Here is a 23,629-nt window from a genome sequence, read left to right as displayed (position 1 = left end):
GTAAAAGCAAGGGCTTGAAAATGAAATATAAAAGAATCTGCAAAAAAAATAATGGCCACCAAACCGATGACCATCATCATTCTTTATTGCAATAACCTGAATTGTAATATCACTCTGCAGGCGCAACGTCAACCTTTTCCTCTAAGACCTTTTCATATTCTGCAAAGATTGCGTCTTTTATCTTATTTCGGGTTTCAGAAATAAGCGGGTGTGCAATGTCTCTAAAGTCACCTTCACCCATCTTTCTGCTTGGCATAGCTATAAATAATCCATTCTGACCTTCGATAATTTTGATATCATGTACAACAAATTCATCATCAAAGGTAACAGAAACTACTGCCTTCATTTTCCCATCATCGTTAACCTTACGAACCCTTACATCAGTAATATTCAAGTCTGGTCACCATCCTTTCATGCCACATACAATGTCTTAAAACACATATAGCGCAATATAAAATAGAAATCTGTCAATATTATACAATATGAAACAAAAACATACAAGGGTTTTCAATGAAAAAAATAAGTATTTTTCAAAAAATCTGACAATTACCAAAAACTTCTATTTCTTTGGTGGATTCATCGACTTTTCCAAGGTAAATAAGGGAGCAATAATTATCTGTTTTCTTTTTTTGAGGCTCAGTAGCCGCGATGACAATACCGGTACCGACGATTTCTACATCGAATTCCGCTAATATATCGGTAATCCCTTTTACGCTGCCGCCGGCACGCATGAAATCATCGATAATAATTGCCTTCGATCCGGGAACGACTGCTCTTTTAGACACAGACATCTTTTGGACTCTGTCAGAAGAACCGGAAAAATAATTAATACTCAAGGTCGAGCCTTCGGAAATTTTACTTTCACGTCGAATCACGATCATGGGCAGATTCAACATATGAGCGGTCATCGTTGCCACCGGAATACCTTTTGTTTCAATAGTTGCCACATAATCCGCTTTTTTCTCTTGAAATTTTCGTGCAAAAACAGTGGCCACTTGTCTCACCAAATTGGAATCAAACATAATATCTGAGGTATATAAAAAGCCGCCGCCAAGAATCCGGTTGCCGTCACAGAGTTTATCACACAGCTCTTTCTGGAGCTGCTGACAAGCTTCATCTGAAATGTAAGGAATATATTTTACGCCTCCTCCTGCGCCGGGTGTTGTCTGTATAACGCCTAAATTGACGGCTTGCAGGGTTTGTTTTGCGGTTTGTAAATCTTCACTGATGCTGGATTTGGCTGCATTAAATAAATCACAAAAATATTTAAGACTATAGGCTTTATTCGGTGTTTCGGATAATATTTTAATTAAGGCTGCAACGCGTTCAGCTCTTTTCATAAATTTCCTCCTCCTGTTATAAACTATATCGACAGTATATCATAAATCTGGAAATAAAAAAGTTTAAATAATTAACACAATTGTACTAATATTCTATATTTAATATTTTCTCAAATTCAAGGATTTTTTTCCTATATTTATGGTATAATGAACGTATTAGACTGAATCCAGCGTTGCTGTAAGGACACGTTCATTGAATCATACTGCGACACGCTTGTATGATATAATGAAACTAATAATATACTGGAGGAATTAACTGTGATAAATTTATCCGATTATAAGCATATACACTGTATTGGAATCGGTGGAATTGGACTTAGCGCCATTGCTGAAATATTGCTGGATAGAGGATATACCGTATCCGGCTCTGATATGAAAGAGAGTGAGATAACGGACCGATTGATAGCAAAAGGTGCTCATGTCTACCTTGGACAACGGGAAAAAAACGTAGAAGGTGCAGACCTCATCATTTACTCATCGGCGGTAACGCAAGATAATCCGGAGATGATACGGGCTGTGGAGTTAAATATACCGGCTGTTACGCGTGCAACTATTCTAGGCGTTCTGATGAGCGAATATAAAAATAGTATCGCGGTGTCAGGAACGCACGGAAAGACAACGACAACTTCAATGGTTTCGTTGATTCTAGAAAAAGCTCAGAAGGACCCAACGATACTGGTGGGAGGGAACCTTTCGGAAATCGGAGGGAACTGTAAAGTCGGAAAGAGTGAATTCTTTGTTACGGAAGCTTGTGAATATATGGATAGCTTTTTAAGTCTGAGACCTAAAATAGAGATTATTCTTAATATCGACTCTGATCATTTAGATTACTTTAAGGACATAGATCATATCGTAAATTCTTTTAAAAAGTTTGCAGCCCTCGTAGGGAAGGATGGAAAAATTATTGCCTACGAAGCAAATCCATTTGTAAATGGCGTCATAAAAGATTTACCGAATGCAGTAACGTTCGGGTTCAACCAAAATTGCACCTATTACGTGACAGGGATTACTTTCAATGCGTTTGGTATGCCTCAATTCTATGTAAATCACAAAGACAAGAAGTTATGTACAATTCAGTTAGCCATTCCGGGTGAGCACAATATCTTAAATGCGCTTGCCGCTTTTGCTTGCTGTCATTCATTAGGCATTGAGGCAGAAGAAATAGTTGCAACGCTGGAAAGCTATACCGGAACGGAAAGAAGATTTGATGTCATCGGTGTGACCAATGACAATATTCAGATTGTGGATGACTATGCGCATCATCCGACAGAGATTAAGGCGACCTTGGCTGCGGCACAAAATATTCCTCATAAGGATTTATGGTGTTTGTTCCAACCTCACACGTATACCAGAACACTGGCTTTGTTCGATGAATTTGCAGAGTCCTTTGAACTGGCCGATAAAATTGTTATCGCTGAGATTTATGCAGCTAGAGAGAAAAATGTATATAAAATCAGCTCGAAGGAACTTGTCAATGAGATAAAACGAGCAAATCCGACGAAAGATGTTTACTATTTTAGTGACTTTGAGGAAATTGCAAACTTTGTAATCAACAATGCTCAGAGCGGCGATCTGGTTATTACAATGGGGGCAGGAGACATTTATAAGGTTGCGGAGATTATTTTAGAAAAGGATAGAAGGAGATAAGGATTGGCCCATGAATATGGAAGAATACCTAACGCTTGAAAACAAGCGGCTTGAGATTAATAAAAAGCACTTGGAAAACGGTGTGAATTTTATAGATATCAGGGCTGCATATATTGGGGAAGAAGTCATTATCGGCAAGGGGACAATTATTGGCCCTTGCGTAACCCTAGAAGGAAGAGTTATAATTGGAGACGATTGTGTCATCGGACAGAATACAAAAATAAAAGATTCAACTATTGGAGATCGCACAGAAATACAAAGTTCTGTTATTACAGAAAGCAGGGTGGGGTGTGACACAACGGTTGGACCTTTTGCGTACTTAAGACCGAAAAGTGATGTCGGTAACCATTGCAAGGTAGGAGATTTTGTTGAAATTAAAAACTCCTCTATGGGAGACGGTGCGAAGGCATCCCACCTAACTTACATTGGTGATGCAGACGTTGGCAGGGATGTCAATATCGGATGCGGTGTTGTTTTTGTGAATTATGACGGAACGCATAAACATCGTTCAACAGTCGGAGACGGCTCTTTTATAGGCTGCAATACGAATATTGTTTCTCCGATTATTATTGAAGAAGAAGCTTATATTGCAGCAGGAACAACGGTTACAAAAAATGTTCCGAAAGGAGCCCTTTGTGTAGCCAGAGTCCGGGATAAAATCATTGAAGGTTGGGTAGAACGAAGAGGACTCTTGAAAAAGAAAATCTAAGAACGAATCCCGATTGAATATGAAAATTCAGGCCATACTATAATGGGTGAATAAGTTGAAGTACATATATTATTACAAGCATGAAAGAAAGAGGTGTTAAAAACAAATGAAGAGCGGAGCATTTTCAGACTTTAAAATTTTTACAGGCAATTCGCATGCAGGATTGGCTGAAGAAATTGCAAAAGTTATGGGAAAACCTTTAGGAAAAGCAACAGTGAGTACATTTAGCGATGGAGAAATTTCGGTGAATCTATGGGAAACAGTAAGAGGGATTGATACATACATCGTACAATCAACTTGCAATCCGGTAAACAACAGCTTAATGGAACTTCTCATTATGATTGATGCAATGAAGAGAGCATCAGCAGGAAGAATCAATGCAGTTATTCCTTATTACGGGTATGCACGTCAAGATAGAAAAGCAAAAGCAAGAGATCCGATTACAGCAAAACTTGTTGCAGACCTTTTGGTTGCAGCAGGTGCTGACAGAGTGGTAACGATGGACTTACATGCCGCCCAAATCCAAGGCTACTTTAATATCCCTGTTGATCATCTTGTTGGTTTACCGATTTTAGTAAAATATTTTCAGGAGAAAAAGCTGGATGATGTGGTTATCGTATCACCGGACCACGGCAGTGTAACAAGAGCAAGAAATATGGCTCAGCCGCTAAATGCGCCTATTGCTATTGTGGACAAGCGAAGACCTGAACCCAATAAGTCCGAAATTATGAACATCATCGGCGATATTGAAGGCAAGACTGCTATCTTGATTGATGATATGATCGATACGGCAGGTACGATTACAAACGCAGCAAATGCATTAAGAGAGCTTGGCGCGAAAGAGGTGTATGCCTGTGCAACGCACCCGATCCTTTCCGGCCCTGCTATTGAAAGGATTGCAGACTCCGCTATTAAAGAATTAGTTCTTTTAAATACGACACCAATTCCTGAAGAAAAGAAGATCGACAAAATAAAAGTACTTTCCGTCGCACCTTTATTTGCGGAAGCGATGATGAGGATCTTCACCAATGATTCAATTAGTAAGTTGTTTGATTAATAATATATGATAAAGGAATAGAATAAACTATGTATGTCATTGTTGGATTAGGAAATCCAGGTAAAAAATATGAAAACACGAGACACAACATCGGGTTTATCACAGTAGATTTGTTAGCTGAACGACATGGAATTAAAATCAACAAGATAAAACATAAAGCTTTGGTCGGAGAAGGTACTATCTCCGACCAAAAAGTTTTACTCGTTAAACCGCAGACTTATATGAATTTAAGCGGAAATTCCGTTCGTGAAATCATGGATTATTATAAAGTAAATATAGAGAATCTGCTTATTATATATGATGATATTGATCTTCCTACAGGAAGCGTTCGAATCCGGAAAAAAGGAAGTGCAGGAACTCATAATGGAATGCGATCTGTTATTTATGATCTGCAGTCCGATCAATTTCCCAGAATAAGAATTGGAATGGGAATGGATAGAAAAATGGATTTGAAAGACTTTGTTACAGGTGGCTTTACCAAAAGTGAGAAAATCCTATTAGAAAAAGCAGTAGAACATAGCGCAGATGCAGTAGAATGCTTCTTGCGATCTGGTATAGATAGAGCGATGAATGAATACAATATAGTAAAGCCCTTGATTGAAAATGAGTAAACAGGCTTTGCTGAATATGGGTATTTTGATATTGCGTAATTAAAGCAGCTGTGGGAGATGAGAAGGGTAATGAGTGATCATCAACAAATCATAAATATATCCGGTATATCAGATGGACGGGTGTCCTATATCGCCGCTGGCATTACAGAGAAGAGGTTTGGACCGGCTTTGCTGGTCACTTCTTCTTCGATTAAAGCGAAGCGGCTGGCAGAGGACCTGTCTTTTTTTTCGCATAAAAAAATATATGTCATGCCGGAAGATGGCGAAGTTTTTTTAAGGTATGAGGCCAAAACTCATCATGACTTATTGGAGCGATTAGAAATTCTTAAAGCAATAGTGACCCGGGAGGATTGCATTATCGTTTCTCCGGTCAATGCCGCTATAAAGAAATTGGTGCCTAAAGTCGTATTTGAAAACAATGCCGTCCACTTAAAGGTGGGTGATGAGTTAGACTTAGAGGAACTGAAAAGACGGCTTTCTGCAATGGGCTATGAACGTGTACCTCTTGTGGACGCAAAGGGACAGTTCAGTCAAAGAGGAAGTATTATCGATATATTTACACCGGACAGTGAGTATCCTTATCGGTTCGAACTTTTTGACGTGGAGATTGATTCCATACGTTTATTTGATTTAGATACACAAAGAGCTGTAGAAAATATAAAATCGATTCAAATATATCCGGCAGAATTACTTCAAAATGATGGGGAATTATTTGCAAATGCCACTAAAAAAATAGAAAAAAGCTATACTTCCTATATTAAACGTTTATCACACAAGGAAGAAAAAACGGATAGTGATTTAAAAAAGATCGAGCAACTCGAAAAAAGAAAAAGTGAATTGCTAGAGTATGTAACCAATTCGACCAACATCCAGCTGCTTGAAAATTACATTCACTATTTTTATGAGGATACAGAATACCTCTGGGATTACTTAGAGGCAGACCAACTGATCATGGTAGATGATCCCGATAGGGTATTAGAAGTCGTTGAAAATAAAGCAAAAGAAGCTCAAGTGGATTTTGAAGTTTTGTTGGAAACCGGGTATGCAATACCGAATGATTATAAAGCCTTTTCAAATGAGAAGGACTATCATAAAATTTACAAACAGCCGTTGATTTATCTATTTACTCCTTTCCAAAAAAGATTAAAGGGAGGAGTGGAATGTACGGAACTTCGTTCTGTTATTAGCAAACAAGGCCCGATGTTTAATGGCCGATTGGATCTTTTGGAAACGGAATTGAAGCGGTTCATTCAGGAAAATTATGTGGTTACCATTGTTTGTTCCACAGATGAAAGAGTCGAGAATCTGAAAGAGTTCATAACACGAAATGGGCTTCTTGGGAAAATAACGATTAAAAAAGGCAGCCTGACAGGAGGGATGGAATTCCCTGAAGAGAAGAGTTGCTTTATCTGGGATGGCGATATCTTTACCAATCAAAAACGTTCCAGAGCCGGCTCAAAAACCAGCAAATCGAAAGGGAAAGCGATTCAGAGCTTTTCGGATATGCACAAAGGAGACTTTGTCGTACATGAAAACCATGGGATCGGAAAATTTCTGGGGATTGAGCAGCTGACTGTACAAAATGTAAAAAAAGATTATTTGAAAATAAAATACGCCGGAGAGGACATGCTCTATGTACCTGTAGAGCAGATGGACTTAATACAAAAGTACATCAGTGCAGATGGTGTCACGCCAAAGATTAATAAGCTGTCCGGCGTGGAGTGGAAGAAAACGAAAGCAAAAGCGAAGGCCGCTATTGCAAACATGGCAAAAGAACTTCTTGAATTATCCGCTGCCAGACAAATTGAGAAGGGGTATGCCTTCTCAGTGGACACGGAGTGGCAAAAGGAATTTGAAGATAATTTCCCGTATGAAGAAACCTCGGATCAATTGCGTTGTATCAAGGAAATAAAAGCCGATATGGAAACATCTGTTGCTATGGACAGACTTCTCTGTGGAGATGTGGGATATGGTAAAACAGAGGTGGCTGCCCGGGCTTTATTTAAGTGTGTTGCCGATGGAAAGCAAGCAGCGGTACTGGTTCCTACCACCCTCCTTGCGAATCAGCACTACTTTAACATGAAGAGCCGATTCGAAAAATTTCCTTTTAAAGTGGAAATGCTTTGCCGATTCAGAAATGACAGGCAGCAGGATGAAATTGTCAGTAAGTTGAGCCGCGGCAGTATTGATCTAGTGATCGGTACGCATCGAATGCTTTCAAAGGACGTAAGCTTTAAAGACCTTGGATTATTGGTAATCGATGAAGAGCAGCGATTCGGCGTACAGCATAAGGAAGCAATTAAACAGCTGAGAAAAAATGTAGATGTTTTAACCATGTCGGCGACACCTATTCCGAGAACGCTTCATATGTCTCTGGTAGGAATCAAAGATATGAGTCTTATTGAAGAGCCTCCTGAAGAACGGTATCCGGTACAAACCTACGTGCTGGAACAGGAAGATGAATTGATTCGGAATGCAATTGAACGGGAACTGGCCAGAAATGGCCAAGTTTATGTCATCTTTAACAGGGTCACAGGCATCAATAAAATAGCGTCGCATATCAGCAAGCTCGCACCGGAAGCCAGAGTGGAGGCTGCTCACGGACAAATGAATGAGCGGCAGCTGGAAGACATCATGCTGCGATTTATGAATAATGAAACAAATGTATTGGTGGCGACGACGATTATTGAATCCGGTATTGATATTCCAAATGCAAACACCATTATAGTTTTAGATGCAGATAAATTGGGATTATCTCAGTTGTACCAATTACGTGGCAGAGTCGGCAGAAGTACTCGGATGTCGTATGCCTATTTGATGTTCCAAAAGGACAAAGTTCTGTCTGAAGTGGCTGAGAAACGACTCCGAGCGATAAAAGAATTCACCGAATTTGGTGCAGGCTTTAAAGTAGCCATGCGTGACCTTGAAATCAGAGGTGCTGGAAATCTTTTAGGATTGGAACAGCATGGACACATGATGATGATAGGCTATGAATTGTATTGTAAATTAATAGATGATGCAGTACGAGCTCTCGGCGGTGAAATTGTAAATCCGGATCGGGAAGAGACGCTGGTGGAATTACAAGTGACCGCTTATATACCGGATCGGTATATTGCAGATGAAGTGCTTAAACTGCAGATGTATAAGAAAATTGCCGCTATCGATGACTCAGAGAAAGAGGAAGAAATCATTGATGAATTGCTGGATCGATTCGGGGAGGTTCCGAAAGAAACCACAAATCTAATTAAAATTTCAAGGATCAGGTCCATGGCGGAAAAGCTTTGTATTACGAGAATACATGAAGATGGAAATAAAATTATTTTTGACTTTGCATCGGAAAACCCTTTAAAAGCAGTGGCCTTTGCGAGATTGGTTGAGAGCTACGGCATGCGGATTTTTATACACGGTGGTGTAAAGCCTATGGTAAAATATACGTTAAATAAGAAAAACAAACTGGAAGAAACCTTGGAAGTATTGGAATTGATGCAGGGTGAATAGCGAATACGCTGTTAACGGTGCGAAAGGCAGGAAAAATGCAACCATACACAGGATACGGGATGATATTGTTATATGTCCTCATCCTTTATGTCATTTACCGAAAAATAAAAAAGAAAAACGATCGTGAAAAAACCATTCATGACAGTATTCTTGCAGGCGGAAAAGTGCCGACATGGTTATTGACGGGAAGCATTTTTTCAGGGTGGCTGTGGGTGACCTCCATTATTGGATCGGCAGAGGCTTGCTTAATTTATGGGATTTCAGGTGCGATTGGATATGCAGTCGGTGCTTCCATTTCTTTTCTCATCATGATTCCGGTGATTCTATCTGTTCAAAAGCATATCGGCAAAGGAAGCGTTATTCGTTTTATGGAATTAAGATACCATAAGAATCTACGCAATTTCTATTACACCTTTGCATTACTTGTTGCAGCTTATGTAATGATTGAACAGGCTGCTGGGATCGGCTTTGTATTTAATGGGATCTTTGGCGTGTCGTATAAAAAGGTCTCTTTCATGGTTGTTGCATTAACGGTCGTTTTTGTGTTATTAGCAGGTATGAAAGGTACATTATATAATGACTTCATTAGCGGCTTGATTATCCTGATTACCTTTGCAATGATTATGGGAATAATTTGGCATCAGGTAGGCATCCATACTATTCTGGAGGGCATTCAAGAAGCAAAAGAAGAGGCGGATTATGTTTATCATGAACCAGCGGTGCTCCACGTTGCTTCAGCGATAGGAATAAGATATTTTATCGTTTCAATTATTATTGCTTTAGGGCAGATATTATTTGATTCCGGATACTACTTGAAATCTGCTATTGCCAAAGATGAAAAAGTGATGAAAAGAGCATTCCTTTTAGGAGGAATTGCAATATGGTGCCCGGTATGCTTTATAAGTGCAATTACTTTAGCCTTTTCCTGTGTAGCTTTAAAAATAGATTTATCGGGGTCCCAAAATATGAATATGGATTTAGCTACCGATCTGATTGAGAAGATTTTAGGTTCTCCTGCGGCAATTATATTTGCACTATTGATATTGTGTGCGGGAATTACCACGATTGCACATTATCTGGTGGGGTTAAGGTGGATTTTCACCGTAGATTTTTATACGCAAAAGCTTAAGCCGGAAGCGATAGAAAAGGAAAAGATACAATTCGGAAATATTATTGTGATATTAATCGGCGTGTTTTGCGGCCTCATAGCTATTTCGCTGGAGGATGTATCGCTTTTAACAATAGATATGTTTAGCGGGGTCTTTTTTGCAGCTCCTTGCGGTGCCTTGTTGATTGGACTTGTCTCAAAGAAAGCTTTTGGAAGGTTAGGACAGGTATCCATATTGTTAGGACTTTTCTTCGGGTTTGCAACATGGTTTTATACAAGAACTGAGTATAACCAAGAAGCTTGGATATTGGGAACGATGGCCTCGTTTGCTATACCATTCATTTTCTTAATTATGGCAGGATTTTTTATTCGAAAGAATTCCGCATTGATGGAATAGCAGATTAATCATGCTCCAAAATACTTGCATATAAAGAAAATGTCATGTATCATAATAAATAATAATGGATAATAATCTTGAAAAATAAAAATTTAAATAGGATTATAAACAATTAAAAGAGGTAAAAAAATGGGAGCAGATACTAAATTTTTAACAGTGGATGATGTGGCGGAGATGCTTCAGGTTGCAAGAAGCACGATTTACAATTTAAAAAAGCAGGGGATGCCGTTTATAAAGCAGGGTAAAAATATAAGATTTGATCAAGAAGAAGTGATACATTGGGTAAAGACAAACAACAGAGGCGAGTCTGAAGACCACGTATAGTAAAGGTGTTTAATATGGAACTTTTATCCTTATATAGTGTGGGAATCTATGTGATAATATTGTTTTGTTTAAGTGCTTTTTGTATTAAAAAGGCACTTAATTCATATGCGGAATATGGGCACTGTGGGAGAGGTTTGACTTTTACCTACATTGCCTTTACTTATTTAGCCACATGGGTGGGTGGGGGAACCATCGTTGGATTGGTTGCTCAAACTTATAACTCGGGGGCAGGACAGTATTGGGTCTTTGCTATTTCCTGTGTGGTCGAGCTGCTTTTCGCAGTCATCTTTCTAAAAAGAATAAGAAAATTACAGGTCAGCAGTATTGCTGGCTTTTTTGCTTTGAGATATCCGGATTACGGGGAAGCAGTCAGAATTCCGGTTACCACAGCAGTACTGATCCGAAACGTAACGATGACGGGAATGCAATTCAGCGCAATGGCTTATATGCTGACTTATTTATTTGATATGAACCGAAACTTGGCAGTTCTATTGATTTTCATTATTATTACATCCTATACCATTCTCAGTGGATTATGGGGAGTTGTGCTGACGGATATATTCCAAGGGATATTGCAAACTGTGGCTATTATTCTGTTGATGGCTTTTACAGTAAAGTTAAGTGGCGGAATTGATGAAATTGTTTTGTTTTTTTCAGCAACACAAAATGAAGATTATTTAAATTTATTAAATTTTAAGAAGTCTGCAATAGATTTTATAAAATACATTGTTGTTTTTGGATTGTTCTTTCTTATGGATGATCAGGCAAATTGGGTCCGGATTTATTCCTCCAAAACGGAGAAGGTCGCTTTTTGGGGCTTTATCATACCACTCATCGTAACCTTAATAATTCTAGTCATACCAACCTACTTCGGAGTATTCCAAAGAGCGTACTCTGCAGGAGTAGAAGAACCGCAGTACGTCATATACAGTTTTGTGTTTCAGGCTCTGGGATTGAAGGTGGCCACGTTAATATTGGTGGGTTTATTGGCATCCATCATGTCTTCAGCGGATTCATTTATGCTGGCGTCAGGTTCGATTTTCGCGGAAGATATTATAAAGCGTTTTATAAATCAAGAGGCAAACGATCGAGAAATGATTTTTTGGACGAGAGCCTTTGTCATGATTACAGGAGTTATTGGCTTTGCCTTTGCGATTATCATTTCAGATCTTATCCACTTGTGGCTAAGCGGTATAGGAATGGCTGCTGTGATCGTATTACCGCCCTATTTTATGGCTTGGTTCTCAAAGCTGGCCAATACGAAAGGGGCATTGGCAGGAATGCTGACAGGGATTTGTTTTTGTGCGGCAATGGCCTTGGGAGCAATTGAAAATAATGTAAATATGTTTCTGATTGGTATGGGATGTAACCTAGCTGTTACGACTATAATCTCCGGATTAACAAAAAAACCATTAGTAGAAACTGTGGAGCAAACTTATTTTTTTGCAGGAAAATTTAAATAGGGGGTCATTTTCTGTGACCTCTATAAAATGTAAAACGAAGTAGGATAGAATGCCTTAAAATCATTAGGCTTCTATCCTATTTTTTTTATGGGTATTTATCCTCGATAAGGCCAAATTATATTATCTTGCTGTTATATTCTTATATGCTTGTTACGTTTGCGTTTGAATTCAGAAAATTACAAATAAACGTTGACAATTAATAGACGTATATATACAATAACGGACATAAGAATATATAAACATACATAAAAAATCACAAGGAGGATGTCATGGAAAATAGAAACGATATTATTACAGTTGCTGTTGTTAATTTTAAGACTGCAGCAGGAAATAAACAGTCCAATTTATCAAGGATTAAAGGTTTCACTAAGGCTGCAGCGAAATCTGGTGCGGACATTATATTATTTCCTGAGATGTGCCTGATGGGCTACGATTATTATATAGATGAAAAAATAAGCCTAGAAGAGAAGGTCGCTGCTACAGAAACCATATATGGCCCTTCCTGCATGGAAATAGCAGAGATCACAAAGGAGCATGGCGTATATGTTGTATTCGGAGCAGCAGAAAAAATGGAAGATAGTGATACACTTTATAATTCCGCTATCGCTATCGGACCGGAAGGTGTGATCGGAGCCTATCAGAAGATGCATCCATTTGAAACAGAAAGCATTTGGTGCGTGAAAGGCGATACGCCTTTTATGTTTGATACGGAGTGGGGTCCGATTTCAGTTGGAATTTGCTTTGACACCTATCAGTTCCCGGAATTAATGAGACATTATGTGGCAAAAGGGTCCAGGTTATATTTAAATCCGACAGCCGTCATTGAAGAAATTCCTAAGGAATGCAGCAGGCAGGCTTTTATTAATTATTACGCACCTACACTAGAATATGGCGTACTTTGCAATACTATTTTTATTGCCAGCGCCAATCTCACCGGGTTTGATGATACCGACTATTTTGGTGGAGGAAGCTGCGTGATTGGTCCTAAAATAAACGCATTTTTTGAAACAGATGTAACCTATTATGCCGGTAATAAAGACAATGTTCAGGAAGGTATTTATTCCGCAGCTATTGACTTATCGTTAGCGACGACACCGTTGTTTGTAAACAGCAAGTTTACAGGAGTACCTGACTATCGACCGGAACTTTATAAGAAGTTTGTATAACCAATTAAGCTATATCAGTGATCTAAATAAGTTTTTCACGGATGGAATGTGGAATTACTTTATTGTTTTCTATTAAAGGAGGAAAAAATGAGTGACAACAACAAGCACGAAAGTGCAAAAGATTTAAAGCGTATCTTGCCCTTATCATCTTTGGTATTTTATGGTTTAGCGTTTATGGTGCCTTTGACAATTTTCACGACCTATGGTTTGGCGACAAATATGACGCATGGAATGGTCTCTATTACTTATGTGATAACCACTGCCTGTATGGGATTCACTGCTTACAGCTATGTTCGAATGACAAAGGCTTATCCGGTCGCCGGTTCTGTTTACACGTTTGTGCATAAATCCATCAATCCATATCTTGGATTCTTATCTGGCTGGGTCATTCTGATAGGGTATATGTTTCTTCCCATGTTAAACTACCTTGTCTCTGCTATTTTCCTTTCAGCCGCAGTACCTCAAGTTCCTTTTTGGGCATGGATTGTTGGCTTTATTGTAATTGTTACCGTGGTTAACCATTTTGGAATTAAAGTGACAGATATTTTTAACAGAACCATCGTGTGGATTCAAATCGTCTTTTTAGTTGCATTAGTACTGATTGTACTGAAGTTTATATTAGGCGGCGGCGGAGCTGGCGTATTAGTTGATCCAAATGCATTTATTAATTTCGATGAGCTTTCTAAGAAAGACATGGGATTACCGATATTACTAAGCGGAGCTTCCATTTTAGCCCTTTCCTTTTTAGGATTTGATGCCATCTCAACGCTAAGTGAGGAAGCAATCAATCCTGAAAAAAACATTGGAAAGGCCATTTTAATCGCCTGTATCGGTGCCGGTATTGCGTTCACCCTTATTACTTACATACTACAGCTTGCGTGGCCGGAAGCATGGTTTCAAATGATTGATGTAGAAGGTGGTTCCTATGAATTGATTAATAAAGTGGCAGGAACGCTAATGGCAAATATATTTGTAGCTGCATATGCGGTAGGCTGTTTAGCTTCATCCATTTCATCCGTGGCCTCCGCTTCAAGAGTATTGTATGGTATGGGCAGAGATCAGATCCTTCCGAAAGTTATATTTGGGTACCTTCACCCTAAATATCAGACACCGACGAAGAGTATTCTTATCATGGCAGTAATAAGCTTGTTGGCATTGGTTATCTCGCTTTCCACAGCAGCTTCATTGCTGAACTTTGGTGCGTTACTTGGCTTTACGATGGTAAACTTATCTGTTATCGCTCATTATTTTATAAAGAGCAAAAAAAGAACCGGGATGGATTTAGTACGATACTTGATTTGTCCAACACTAGGCGCTATCTTTACTTTTGTGATCTGGTGGAATCTTGATGCCACATCAAAAATGCTCGGATTCGCATGGCTTATTATAGGAATCATTTATTTGGCTTATACTACGAAATTTTTTAAGAAACTTCCTGCAGAAATGACATTGGACTAAAAACTAATTTCGAAAAGGGGTTTCGTAAGAAGCAATAGGATACATCCTATTGAAAAGCCTGGTGCTTATGGAGATCAAGAAGTCTCCATAAAAACCAGGCTTTTGTTCATCCTATTTAGTTTTCCATTTGTCTCGCTAAGAAAGACGCTCCTATTTCTGCCGCTTTTAATTCAGCATCACCTAAAACTTTACCGCCGTCCTTTGGCAAAATAGTGATAGATCCGATAGAATCTCCTTGAGATATGATAGGAACAACGATTTTACTTTCGTTTAAAATCCGATCCTTATTCTGGATAATTCTATCAAGTTCATGGTCAATTTTTTTGTCAAGAAGCTCCTTTTTTAAGCCGCCAGAGACCGCAATGATCTGATCTGTATCTGAAACCACTACAGTGCTTCCCAGTACATAGGAAGCAGTTTCGGCGTATTCTCCTGCGAACTGACTTAGTTCGTTAATCGGCGAATATTTCTTTAAAATAACCTCACCATCTTTGCTGGTGTAAATTTCAAGTGGGTCGCCCTCGCGTATTCTGAGGACTCTTCTAATTTCCTTCGGTATGACTACTCGTCCGAGATCGTCGATTCTTCTCACGATTCCTGTTGCTTTCATATAATGATTCCTCCTAAATGATTGATTAGCTGCAAGGTGTATTCTTCCTGCTGTTTTTTTTACTTTCATATTGTTTGTAATATAGGAAGATTTATACTAGACAATTAAAATTTGCTTATAACAAAACATGGAAAATAAGAAGGTAAAAATATGTGCATATAGAACATTTTGTGATATACTTAAATATCTGTGGTGAAAATAACTTTAGGAGGTTTTGATATGATTTTTAAAAATATATCTATATTAAATGAGAATTTTCAACTGGAAGAGAACATGTACGTTGGTATAAAGAACGATAAAATAGACTATATTGGTAAAGAGAATCCTCAAGGCGATTACGGAGAGAGTTACGATGGGAAAGGCAAGCTCCTGATGAGCGGCTTTTATAATTCACATGCCCATTCTCCAATGACCTTGCTGAGAGGATATGGAGAAAATTTAGCGTTGCAGGATTGGTTAAACCAACGGATTTTTCCTTTTGAAGCGAAATTGGATGGAAATGCGGTTTATTGGGGAACGATGCTTGCCATGGCAGAATCTCTTCGTTATGGTATTGTGTCCACAACCGACATGTATTATTTCTGCGAAGACATGGTGAAGGCCATTGATGAATCCGGTGCTAAAAACAATTTAGGCAGGGGAGTGACAAACTTTTCGGATGCAAGCCTCTATGATTTGGAGAGTTTTTCAGAAATGAAAGCGCTTTATGAAAATTATCATAATGCAGCGAATGGCCGAATAAAAGTTGATATGAGTTTGCATGCGGAGTATACTTCAAATCCGAAAACCGTATATCAAATGGCTGAATATACAAAATCCATCGGTGCGAATATGCATGTTCATGTGTCTGAGACCAAATTGGAACATGAAGAATGCAAGAAACGGCAAGAGGGTCTGACACCAATTCAATATTTAAATCGTCTTGGGGTTTTGGATAATAAAACTACGGCGGCTCATTGTGTATGGGTAGAACCGGAAGATATGGATATCATAAAGCAGAAGGAAGTAACCGTTGCAAGCAATCCGATCAGCAATTTAAAGCTTTCCAGCGGCGTATGCAATGTCCCTGAATTGCTTCGAAGAGGAATTAACGTTGCTATTGGTACCGATAGTGTATCCAGCAATAACAGCTTGAATTTTATTGAAGAGATGAAAGTGTTTGCGATTTCCTCTAAGGAAAAATATCAGGATCCCACAGCCGTTACTCCTGTTGAAACCTTAACCGCTGCAACGATTGCAGGAGCGAAAGGTCAAGGCAGAGAAAATTGCGGGAAATTGGCGGTAGGATACAAAGCCGATTTAATCGTTCTGGATATTATGAGACCGAACTTTATACCGGTACATCAAATGGTCAATAATATTGTATATTCAGCTTGTGGCGGAGATATTATTTTAACCATGGTAGATGGAAAAGTTCTTTATAAAAATGGTGACTACATGACGATAGATATTGAAAGGACGATCTTTGAAACCAATCATGCAACTCAAAAGATTTTAGCAATGCTGTAAAGGCCTTTTATAGTAGGAGGAGACATCTTTTGTATTTGATGCTAAAATTTAAATCTTAGGAGAGAATAATGGCTAGGAAATCCTTTATACAAGGAGCTGTGATTTTAGGGATTGCAGGGATAATTATAAAAGTGCTAGGGGCATTTTTCAGGATACCTCTAGCAAATTTAATCGGCGATCAAGGAATGGGCTACTATCAAACGGCCTATCCCATTTATGTTTTGTTTTTGACATTAGCTACAGCCGGCATTCCGATTGCTATATCCAGAATGGTATCGGAACGTATAGCAGTAGATGAATATTCTGAAGCTCATAAAGTCTTTCGGGTTTCATTTATCTTGCTATTTATAATAGGAATAACCTCTGCTTCGATTTGTTTTTTCGGTGCAGATCTGTTAGTAGGAGCGATGGGCAACCCAGGAGCTAAATTTGCCATGATGGCAATTGCTCCGGCCTTGCTGTTTGTACCGATGCAGGCGGCGTACAGAGGATATTTTCAAGGCATGCAAGATATGAAGCCAACCGCGGCATCACAAGTAATCGAGCAGTTCTTTCGAGTAGTAGCAGGGCTTTTTCTCGCTTATTTTCTGATTAAGTACGGACGTGATCTTGCGGCGGCAGGCGCCTCATTTGGCGCTACAGCAGGAGCCGTTGGCGGGTTAATTACAGTGGTTGCCATTTATCTATATAAGAGAGGAAAGCTTGAAGCAAATATTGAACGAACCAAGCGGCATCAGAGTGAAAAAAGCAGTACGATTTTAGTAAAAATATTTATCATCGCTATTCCTGTAACCATTGGAGCAGCGATCATGCCTATTATGAATGCAATAGATGTTGGTATCGTTATGCGCAGATTGCAGGAAACCGGCTGGACTTATAAGGCTGCTAACAGCATGTATGGGCAGCTGACGGGAATGGCAGGTCCCCTTATCAATTTCCCGCAGGTATTGACCCAGGCAGTGGCTATGAGTTTAGTTCCGGCAGTGGCTGCTGCATACAGACAGAAAGACATGACTTTTCTTAGAGAAAACGTTCAAGTGGGACTGAGAATGTCTATTATTATAGGCCTTCCGTGTGCTTTTGGACTAATGACTCTAGCGGAGCCGATTATGTTGCTTTTATATCCAATGCAAAAACAAAGCGCAATAAGTGCTGCTCCTTGCCTCTTTATCATGGCCGCCGGTGTTATTTTCCTTTCTACCGTTCAGACGTTAACCGGCGTATTACAAGGTATCGGACAACAAATGATTCCGGTAAGGAATTTATTGATCGGTGCTATTGCGAAGGTCATTATTACGTATACCTTAACCGGTGTAGAGGCAATCAATATAAAAGGAGCTGCCATAGGGACTGTTGCCGCGTATATTATAGCCGCAACCTTAAATGTCGTGGCGGTTAAAAAATACACGGGGGCAAAATTTGACTTAATGCTTACCTATATAAAACCTTTTATTGCTGCGCTTGCGATGTCGGCAGGAGCATGGATCACCCACCGAATTCTGTTTGGTATCATGGGGAATGCGATGGCGACAATTATAGCAATCGGAATAGCAGCTATGGTTTATTGCATCATGCTCTTTATAACAAAAGCAATCAAGAAAGATGAAATCGAGCGTTTACCGAAAGGGAAGACGATGATTCGAATGGCAGATAAGTTTAAACGGTAAGAAATAAAATGAATAGAACAAGTGGTAATGGGTAAAAAAATGAAAGATGAACTAAAAGAACAAGTTTTAGAAGAGTATGCCGATCTTTATATAAAAGCTGGGACTTCGGAAGAAGCCATAGCGAGGTTAATAAAGATCATCCATATCTTGCGCAGGGAATGCCCGTGGGATAAAGTACAAACGCATAAAAGTCTCCGGAAATGCATGATAGAAGAGGCATACGAAGTAGTGGAAGCGATAAACAACGAGGATCAAGACAACTTAGAGGAAGAGCTTGGTGATGTGCTTCTTCAAGTGATATTTCATAGCGGTTTGGGTGCAGAGCAAAAGCATTTTGATTTTGTTTCTGTAACCAATCGTGAATGTGAAAAAATGCTTCGTCGTCATCCTCATGTTTTTTTCAAAGAAACGGCTAAAACTATTGACAACGCCCTTGAAAAATGGGAAAATGTGAAAAGAAAAGAGAAGGGAAAAGCAAATGGTAAATCAAGACTCACAGATGTGCCGAAAGCATTACCTGCTTTAACAAGAAGTTATAAGGTTCAAGCGAGGGCTGCTGAGGTAGGATTTGATTGGGATGATGTGTCGTGCGCTTTTCACAAAATAAAAGAAGAGACTGAAGAACTGTTGGAGGTTTATAAAACGGAAGATCGGGACAGTATTATTGCAGAGTTAGGTGATTTACTTTTTTCTGTAGTAAATGTTGCCAGATTTCTGAAAGTAGATCCGGAAGAAGCGTTAAATTCTACTTCTGAGAAATTTATTAGAAGATTTGCTCATATTGAAAATGTTGCAGTTGCAAAGGGGTTACTCTTGGAGAATATGACTCTAAGCGAAATGGACAAGCTATGGGAAGAGGCAAAAATTCTTGAGAGAGAAACGGGGAAGTAGAGTGTTTCACAATTATTTTTAGTCAGGTTTATATTTTTAAGGAGGTTTTTATTCATGAATAAGGCGGAATTGGTTGCTAGCGTAGCAGAGAAGACAGGTTTTACAAAGAAAGATGCTGAAGTTGCAGTAAATGCATTTGTTGCAAGCGTAGAAGAAGCATTGGTTAAGGGTGAGAAGGTACAGTTGATCGGATTTGGTACATTCGAAACTCGTCAGAGAAAAGCAAGACAGGGCAGAAACCCTAGAAAACCTGGCGAAATCATTAAGATCGAGGCTGCAAAAGCGCCTGTATTTAAAGCAGGAAAAGCTTTAAAAGACGCTGTTAACAAATAAGCTTAAAAATGAAATAATAAAGGTAGCCTTTTGGTTACCTTTTTTTTCTTTACGCACCTAACCTCATTTGCGCAAACAAAGGTCTGGTAGGTGCCATACAGAAATTGCCTAGCTTTAGCTAGAGTGCAATTTTTCAGTTTAGATGGAAGGGAATTCTTCCACTGAAAGAGGTAGTATGCGAATAGACAAATTTTTAAAAAATTCAAGATTGATTAAAAGACGCACTGTTGCGAAGGAGGCTTGCGACCAAGAGCGAATCACTATTAATGATAAAGTTGCAAAAGCCGGCAGCGAGGTAAAGGTAGGCGATGTGATTCATATACAATTCGGAAATAGTTCCATTAAAGCGAAGGTACTGGTGCTTTCTGAATCTTGCAAGAAAGAAGATGCTGCAACTATGTATGAAATTATTCAATAGAGTTAAAAGAGCTGTTTCAAAAAATATTTCGAGCAGCTCTTTTTATTATGTCATAAAAGAAAGGCCCTGTGGGAGACAAGGCCTTTCTACAATGAGTTCTTATTTTATTTTTTTCAAACATTTATTCCATACCAGAGGAATTAGAATGGTCTGAGTCGGTATGGCAAACGCTACTTTAATCAGTCTGGCAGGAAGTAAGGCTATAATCCCTTTTCCGGTAAGTATGTATATCCAGTAGGTATCCAGCAGCAGGTTCCATACACCGCACACGATGAATGCCGCTATAAAGGCACGTTTCCAGGTGATAGGTTTTTTATACAGGAGTAATCCGAAAGTTATGCCGGTTAGAAAAGCGGTTAACGTAAATCCTGGGAAATACGGCCCTGAAGGGAAAATCATCATGCCGAGAATATCTCCTAAAGCGTATGCAATCCCTGCCCAAATCGGCCCATATAGGATACTTAGCATAGCAACCGGAAGGAAACCAAAACCTATTCTTACAATAGGGGTACTGATTGAACAAAACCTCGTCAGAATAATTTCCATTGCGATAAACAGACCGATAATAACCAATCGTTTTAATTGTGAGTCATTGCGCATAAAAAAACTCCTTTCTCTAATATTAAGTAGTGAACTACATGAAAGAGAAAAGAGTGATTTACCTCTTTATGTAGTAGCGGACGCAATATTGTACCGCAAGCAACAAATTTCTTGTTGTTTTTCGTTCATAGGCAACATCCCATCCTATGACACTTAACGCACAATATTTACTCTACTTTTGTATCACAATACTAGCACAACTCCATTCGATATGCAATAAATATTATGACAGATATTTAGGATCAAAAGAACAATGATTAAAAGATATTCTGAAGCGTAATACTCTCATTTTCATGCAAAAACTTCAATTGCTCTTTTAAACAAGATAATTCGCCGGAAGCATTCGATCCATCTTCCGCTTTGATGTAATATTTGATTTTGGCTATGGAATAATCAGCTTCATTGATTTTGTCCGTACTAAAAAAGAAACACGCGATAGATTTATATTGGTGCCAGCTGTCTTCTAACGTATTAAATTTATCTTCTGCTTGCGGCCAATTATCTGACGTTACATCTAAAAGAATTCCATTTTCAATATCGTTAATATAAGTATGAATTTTTTTGTCTGAGTAATCGCTGTAAACCGCCCAAGTACCGATCAATAAAACCAAACAAAGAAAAGATACAACTAATGATCTCATACGACTACCTCCACCGCTATTTTACCATCTTGAGAGGCTTCGTAAACATGCAAAGTCTTTTGTTCATCACTAAATGCAAGGAGCACATCTTTGAATGAAAAAATATTCAATGGGTCCAACAGGGAATGGAGGTAATCTTCATTCCATCCTAATCGTTCCAAACTGCTTGGATATAAAGCTCCATCGCATATAACGATGAGAGGCATGACTTCTTTGGACTTTATAATTCCCATATCACTAGGTGTTAATGGCCTCTTCTCCGGTTTTGTAATAACCGAGAGGTCACCGTTTGATTCCATTACCGCATAGGATACATCACTTAATGAAGGAGCATTTTTAAGTCTTAGCTGTTCAAATAAATCATTAATATTGATACGAAGCTTTTTCAGTTCATCTTCATTGATTTTTCCGTCTTCTATTATGATGGTTGGCTTACCGTTAATTAAATTCTTGAACCATTCGAATTTCAAAGACAAATAGGAAAGAAAAATTTCAAGAAAGATAACAGTAAAAATAGCAGAAACACCGCTTATAACAGACAAATTAGTATCCTCTATGGATAATGTGGCTAACTCCGCGACCATAAAAAGCACTACAATTTGAAATGGGGATAGTTTTGAAAGTTCGGATTTTCCCATAATACGTAAGGCTAATAGAACAAGTAAATATAAAATAGCCGTTCGAATTAAAATAATACTCAATGACGTACCTCCTAAGATTCAGGCAATAAAAATACCGCCCTGCTATTCAAGTCCTCTCTATTGTGTACCAATATTTAGTCTGTTATACTTAATACGTTTACGAAACTTGGAGGAAACAATGAAAAAAGAGTATTATGGGCACGTTCTGCTTTTCACGCTAGTATACGGTGCCATGGGCGTCTTGGCCCCGTTGATCGGGCAATATTTAAAAGGAATCGGATTTTCAGGTACACAAATTGGCAGTGTCACTGCGACGGGGACTTTTGTCTCTATATTTGCTATTACATTTTGGGGGAATATCTATAATCATAGCCCTAATAAGAGAAAAGTAGTTGCCGTCGTTTTTCTGATGGCAGGTGTAACCGGATTATTGCTTATGGAAGTCCGCCAATATATGATTTTTTTACTGGTATTTGGATTCGTATATTTCTTTCAATCAGCAACACTGCCTCTTTTGGATGCTATGACGTTAGAAAATCAACAACCATTTGGCCAAGTTAGGAAATGGGGAGCGATCGGTTATGCGCTTGCTGTTTTTTTTGCGGGAAAACTTGCGACTGAATGGGGCAGCAGTGTTATTTTCCCTATGTTTTGCATTGCATTTATGATGGCCATATTTGCCCTTTATGGATTCATGGGAAAAGGCAAGTGTGCCCATGACTTATATGCGTGTGCCCACCATGAAAGCGGTGGGATTCAGCAAGATATTGAAAATACTGAAAAAGGGATCTTGAAAAACAAAAAGGCGTACAGCGAATTACTGAGCAATAAGCATTATATGTTATTGTTAATATGTACTTTTTTTGTAGGGGGTACAAACGTAGCAAACAATACATATTTTAGTTTCTTATATATAGAAGCAGGGGGAACACTTGCAGGAGTGGGGGTTACCTTTTTGCTCATGGTAGGAAGCGAAGCGCTGATGATGGCATTTGTAGAGAAAATAGAACGGGTTATTTCTTTAGAAAAGATGATTGTCATTGCGATGGCTATATCTGCTCTTCGTTATTTTTGGTATAGTACCAGTCCGGCGTATTGGATGTTGATCGCTACCTGTTTTGCGCAAGGTATTGTCAACGGTATCATCCTTGTGGAGATAGTGAAAGAAATCGGAATTATTGTTAAACCTCATATCTTAGGAATAGCGGTATCCATTTATCATGCCATTTGTTCAAACTGCAGTGCTATTTTGTGTCAATATGCGGGAGGCGTGATTTTAGACCGATATGGAGCCAGCACGGTATATCTGTTCTTCGCAGCATTTAACTTAATAGGAGTCATCCTGTATATGGCCTCCGGCCTTCATAAATATGATGCTTCGACAAAATGTTAAGGCAATATTAAAAAAATATTAAGAAAAGGTAAAAAAAGTTTATAAAAGGTATTGACAATCCGTACAAGCTTTGCTATTCTAATATAGCTGTCGCAAGTGAATAACGAGCGCGGCATGAACCTTGAAAACTTCATAGTATGGAAAATTA

22 protein-coding genes and 1 riboswitch are annotated in these 23,629 nt (G+C 38.8%); of the genes, 16 read left to right on the top strand and 6 right to left on the bottom strand.

The features are described 5' to 3' along the window. Positions 1-109 precede the first annotated feature (109 nt). Positions 110-394 carry a septation regulator SpoVG gene (spoVG, locus tag JYB65_RS12440; RefSeq protein ID WP_128745164.1) on the bottom strand — a complete coding sequence of 95 codons (285 nt, stop codon included), beginning with the start codon at positions 392-394 and terminating at the stop codon, positions 110-112. 136 nt (positions 395-530) lie between these two features. Beyond that, entirely contained in the window at positions 531-1,340 is an 810-nt protein-coding gene (gene purR, locus JYB65_RS12435) for a pur operon repressor (RefSeq protein WP_206583017.1), read from the bottom strand. Positions 1,341-1,598: 258 nt separating this feature from the next. Between purR and murC the strand changes: the two genes are divergently transcribed. The 10 genes from murC to JYB65_RS12385 all read left to right on the top strand — a co-directional run bounded on the left by murC (position 1,599) and on the right by JYB65_RS12385 (position 14,778). Next, positions 1,599-2,987, top strand: a complete 1,389-nt coding sequence (murC, locus tag JYB65_RS12430) for a UDP-N-acetylmuramate--L-alanine ligase (RefSeq protein WP_483413778.1) — start codon at positions 1,599-1,601, stop codon at positions 2,985-2,987. A gap of 10 nt (positions 2,988-2,997) precedes the next feature. Then, positions 2,998-3,696: a DapH/DapD/GlmU-related protein gene (locus tag JYB65_RS12425; protein ID WP_206583016.1), complete on the top strand. Its 699-nt coding sequence runs from the start codon at positions 2,998-3,000 to the stop codon at positions 3,694-3,696. 106 nt (positions 3,697-3,802) lie between these two features. Further along, positions 3,803-4,753, top strand: coding sequence for a ribose-phosphate diphosphokinase (locus JYB65_RS12420; RefSeq protein ID WP_206583015.1), 951 nt, complete (start codon positions 3,803-3,805; stop codon positions 4,751-4,753). Between the two features lie 29 nt (positions 4,754-4,782). Continuing rightward, positions 4,783-5,364, top strand: coding sequence for an aminoacyl-tRNA hydrolase (pth, locus tag JYB65_RS12415; RefSeq protein ID WP_206583014.1), 582 nt, complete (start codon positions 4,783-4,785; stop codon positions 5,362-5,364). A gap of 69 nt (positions 5,365-5,433) precedes the next feature. Next, positions 5,434-8,862 (top strand): transcription-repair coupling factor, encoded by a 3,429-nt coding sequence (gene mfd, locus JYB65_RS12410; RefSeq protein WP_206583013.1) that lies wholly within the window; start codon positions 5,434-5,436, stop codon positions 8,860-8,862. Positions 8,863-8,921: 59 nt separating this feature from the next. Next, entirely contained in the window at positions 8,922-10,367 is a 1,446-nt protein-coding gene (locus JYB65_RS12405; protein ID WP_206583012.1) for a sodium:solute symporter family transporter, read from the top strand. A 129-nt stretch (positions 10,368-10,496) separates the two neighbouring features. Then, a complete protein-coding gene (locus tag JYB65_RS12400; protein ID WP_206583011.1) occupies positions 10,497-10,691 on the top strand; it encodes a helix-turn-helix domain-containing protein in 195 nt (64 codons plus the stop codon). A gap of 14 nt (positions 10,692-10,705) precedes the next feature. Further along, positions 10,706-12,154 carry a sodium:solute symporter family protein gene (locus tag JYB65_RS12395; RefSeq protein ID WP_206583010.1) on the top strand — a complete coding sequence of 483 codons (1,449 nt, stop codon included), beginning with the start codon at positions 10,706-10,708 and terminating at the stop codon, positions 12,152-12,154. A 269-nt stretch (positions 12,155-12,423) separates the two neighbouring features. Next, positions 12,424-13,320: a carbon-nitrogen hydrolase family protein gene (locus tag JYB65_RS12390; RefSeq protein WP_206583009.1), complete on the top strand. Its 897-nt coding sequence runs from the start codon at positions 12,424-12,426 to the stop codon at positions 13,318-13,320. A gap of 87 nt (positions 13,321-13,407) precedes the next feature. Then, positions 13,408-14,778, top strand: coding sequence for an APC family permease (locus JYB65_RS12385; protein ID WP_206583008.1), 1,371 nt, complete (start codon positions 13,408-13,410; stop codon positions 14,776-14,778). Between the two features lie 115 nt (positions 14,779-14,893). Here the strand turns inward: JYB65_RS12385 and JYB65_RS12380 are convergent, their stop codons facing one another. Beyond that, positions 14,894-15,388 (bottom strand): stage V sporulation T C-terminal domain-containing protein, encoded by a 495-nt coding sequence (locus JYB65_RS12380; protein WP_206583007.1) that lies wholly within the window; start codon positions 15,386-15,388, stop codon positions 14,894-14,896. A gap of 219 nt (positions 15,389-15,607) precedes the next feature. Here JYB65_RS12380 and JYB65_RS12375 point away from each other — a divergent pair, with 219 nt between their 5' ends. The 5 genes from JYB65_RS12375 (at position 15,608) to JYB65_RS12355 (ending at position 20,206) form a co-directional block, all read left to right on the top strand. Further along, a complete protein-coding gene (locus JYB65_RS12375) occupies positions 15,608-16,897 on the top strand; it encodes an amidohydrolase (protein ID WP_206583006.1) in 1,290 nt (429 codons plus the stop codon). A gap of 68 nt (positions 16,898-16,965) precedes the next feature. After that, positions 16,966-18,564, top strand: coding sequence for a putative polysaccharide biosynthesis protein (locus JYB65_RS12370; RefSeq protein ID WP_206583005.1), 1,599 nt, complete (start codon positions 16,966-16,968; stop codon positions 18,562-18,564). A 39-nt stretch (positions 18,565-18,603) separates the two neighbouring features. Then, a complete protein-coding gene (gene mazG / locus JYB65_RS12365; RefSeq protein ID WP_206583004.1) occupies positions 18,604-19,455 on the top strand; it encodes a nucleoside triphosphate pyrophosphohydrolase in 852 nt (283 codons plus the stop codon). Between the two features lie 54 nt (positions 19,456-19,509). Then, complete coding sequence (locus tag JYB65_RS12360; RefSeq protein WP_206583003.1) at positions 19,510-19,788, top strand: HU family DNA-binding protein; 279 nt, start codon at positions 19,510-19,512, stop codon at positions 19,786-19,788. Between the two features lie 175 nt (positions 19,789-19,963). Continuing rightward, on the top strand, positions 19,964-20,206 hold the full coding sequence (locus JYB65_RS12355) for an RNA-binding S4 domain-containing protein (protein WP_206583002.1): 243 nt from the start codon (positions 19,964-19,966) through the stop codon (positions 20,204-20,206). 99 nt (positions 20,207-20,305) lie between these two features. On the opposite strand, the gene JYB65_RS12350 is transcribed toward JYB65_RS12355, so the two are convergent. The 3 genes from JYB65_RS12350 to JYB65_RS12340 all read right to left on the bottom strand — a co-directional run bounded on the left by JYB65_RS12350 (position 20,306) and on the right by JYB65_RS12340 (position 22,148). Continuing rightward, entirely contained in the window at positions 20,306-20,806 is a 501-nt protein-coding gene (locus tag JYB65_RS12350) for a folate family ECF transporter S component (RefSeq protein WP_206583001.1), read from the bottom strand. 72 nt (positions 20,807-20,878) lie between these two features. Beyond that, a riboswitch (THF riboswitch) is annotated at positions 20,879-20,983 on the bottom strand. 80 nt (positions 20,984-21,063) lie between these two features. Beyond that, the gene (locus tag JYB65_RS12345) at positions 21,064-21,447 is read right to left on the bottom strand and encodes a DUF4363 family protein (protein WP_206583000.1); all 384 of its coding nucleotides are present in this window, start codon (positions 21,445-21,447) and stop codon (positions 21,064-21,066) included. Then, a complete protein-coding gene (locus tag JYB65_RS12340) occupies positions 21,444-22,148 on the bottom strand; it encodes a DUF421 domain-containing protein (protein ID WP_206582999.1) in 705 nt (234 codons plus the stop codon). Before JYB65_RS12340 ends, JYB65_RS12345 begins: the two co-directional genes overlap by 4 nt. Positions 22,149-22,266: 118 nt before the next feature. Here JYB65_RS12340 and JYB65_RS12335 point away from each other — a divergent pair, with 118 nt between their 5' ends. Then, on the top strand, positions 22,267-23,481 hold the full coding sequence (locus tag JYB65_RS12335) for an MFS transporter (protein WP_206582998.1): 1,215 nt from the start codon (positions 22,267-22,269) through the stop codon (positions 23,479-23,481). The last annotated feature ends 148 nt before the right edge of the window (positions 23,482-23,629 follow it).

It is taken from the genome of Clostridium aminobutyricum (assembly GCF_017255415.1).
Lineage (GTDB): Bacteria > Bacillota > Clostridia > Peptostreptococcales > Anaerovoracaceae > Aminipila > Aminipila aminobutyrica.
This window is presented reverse-complemented; position numbering and strand designations above follow the sequence as displayed.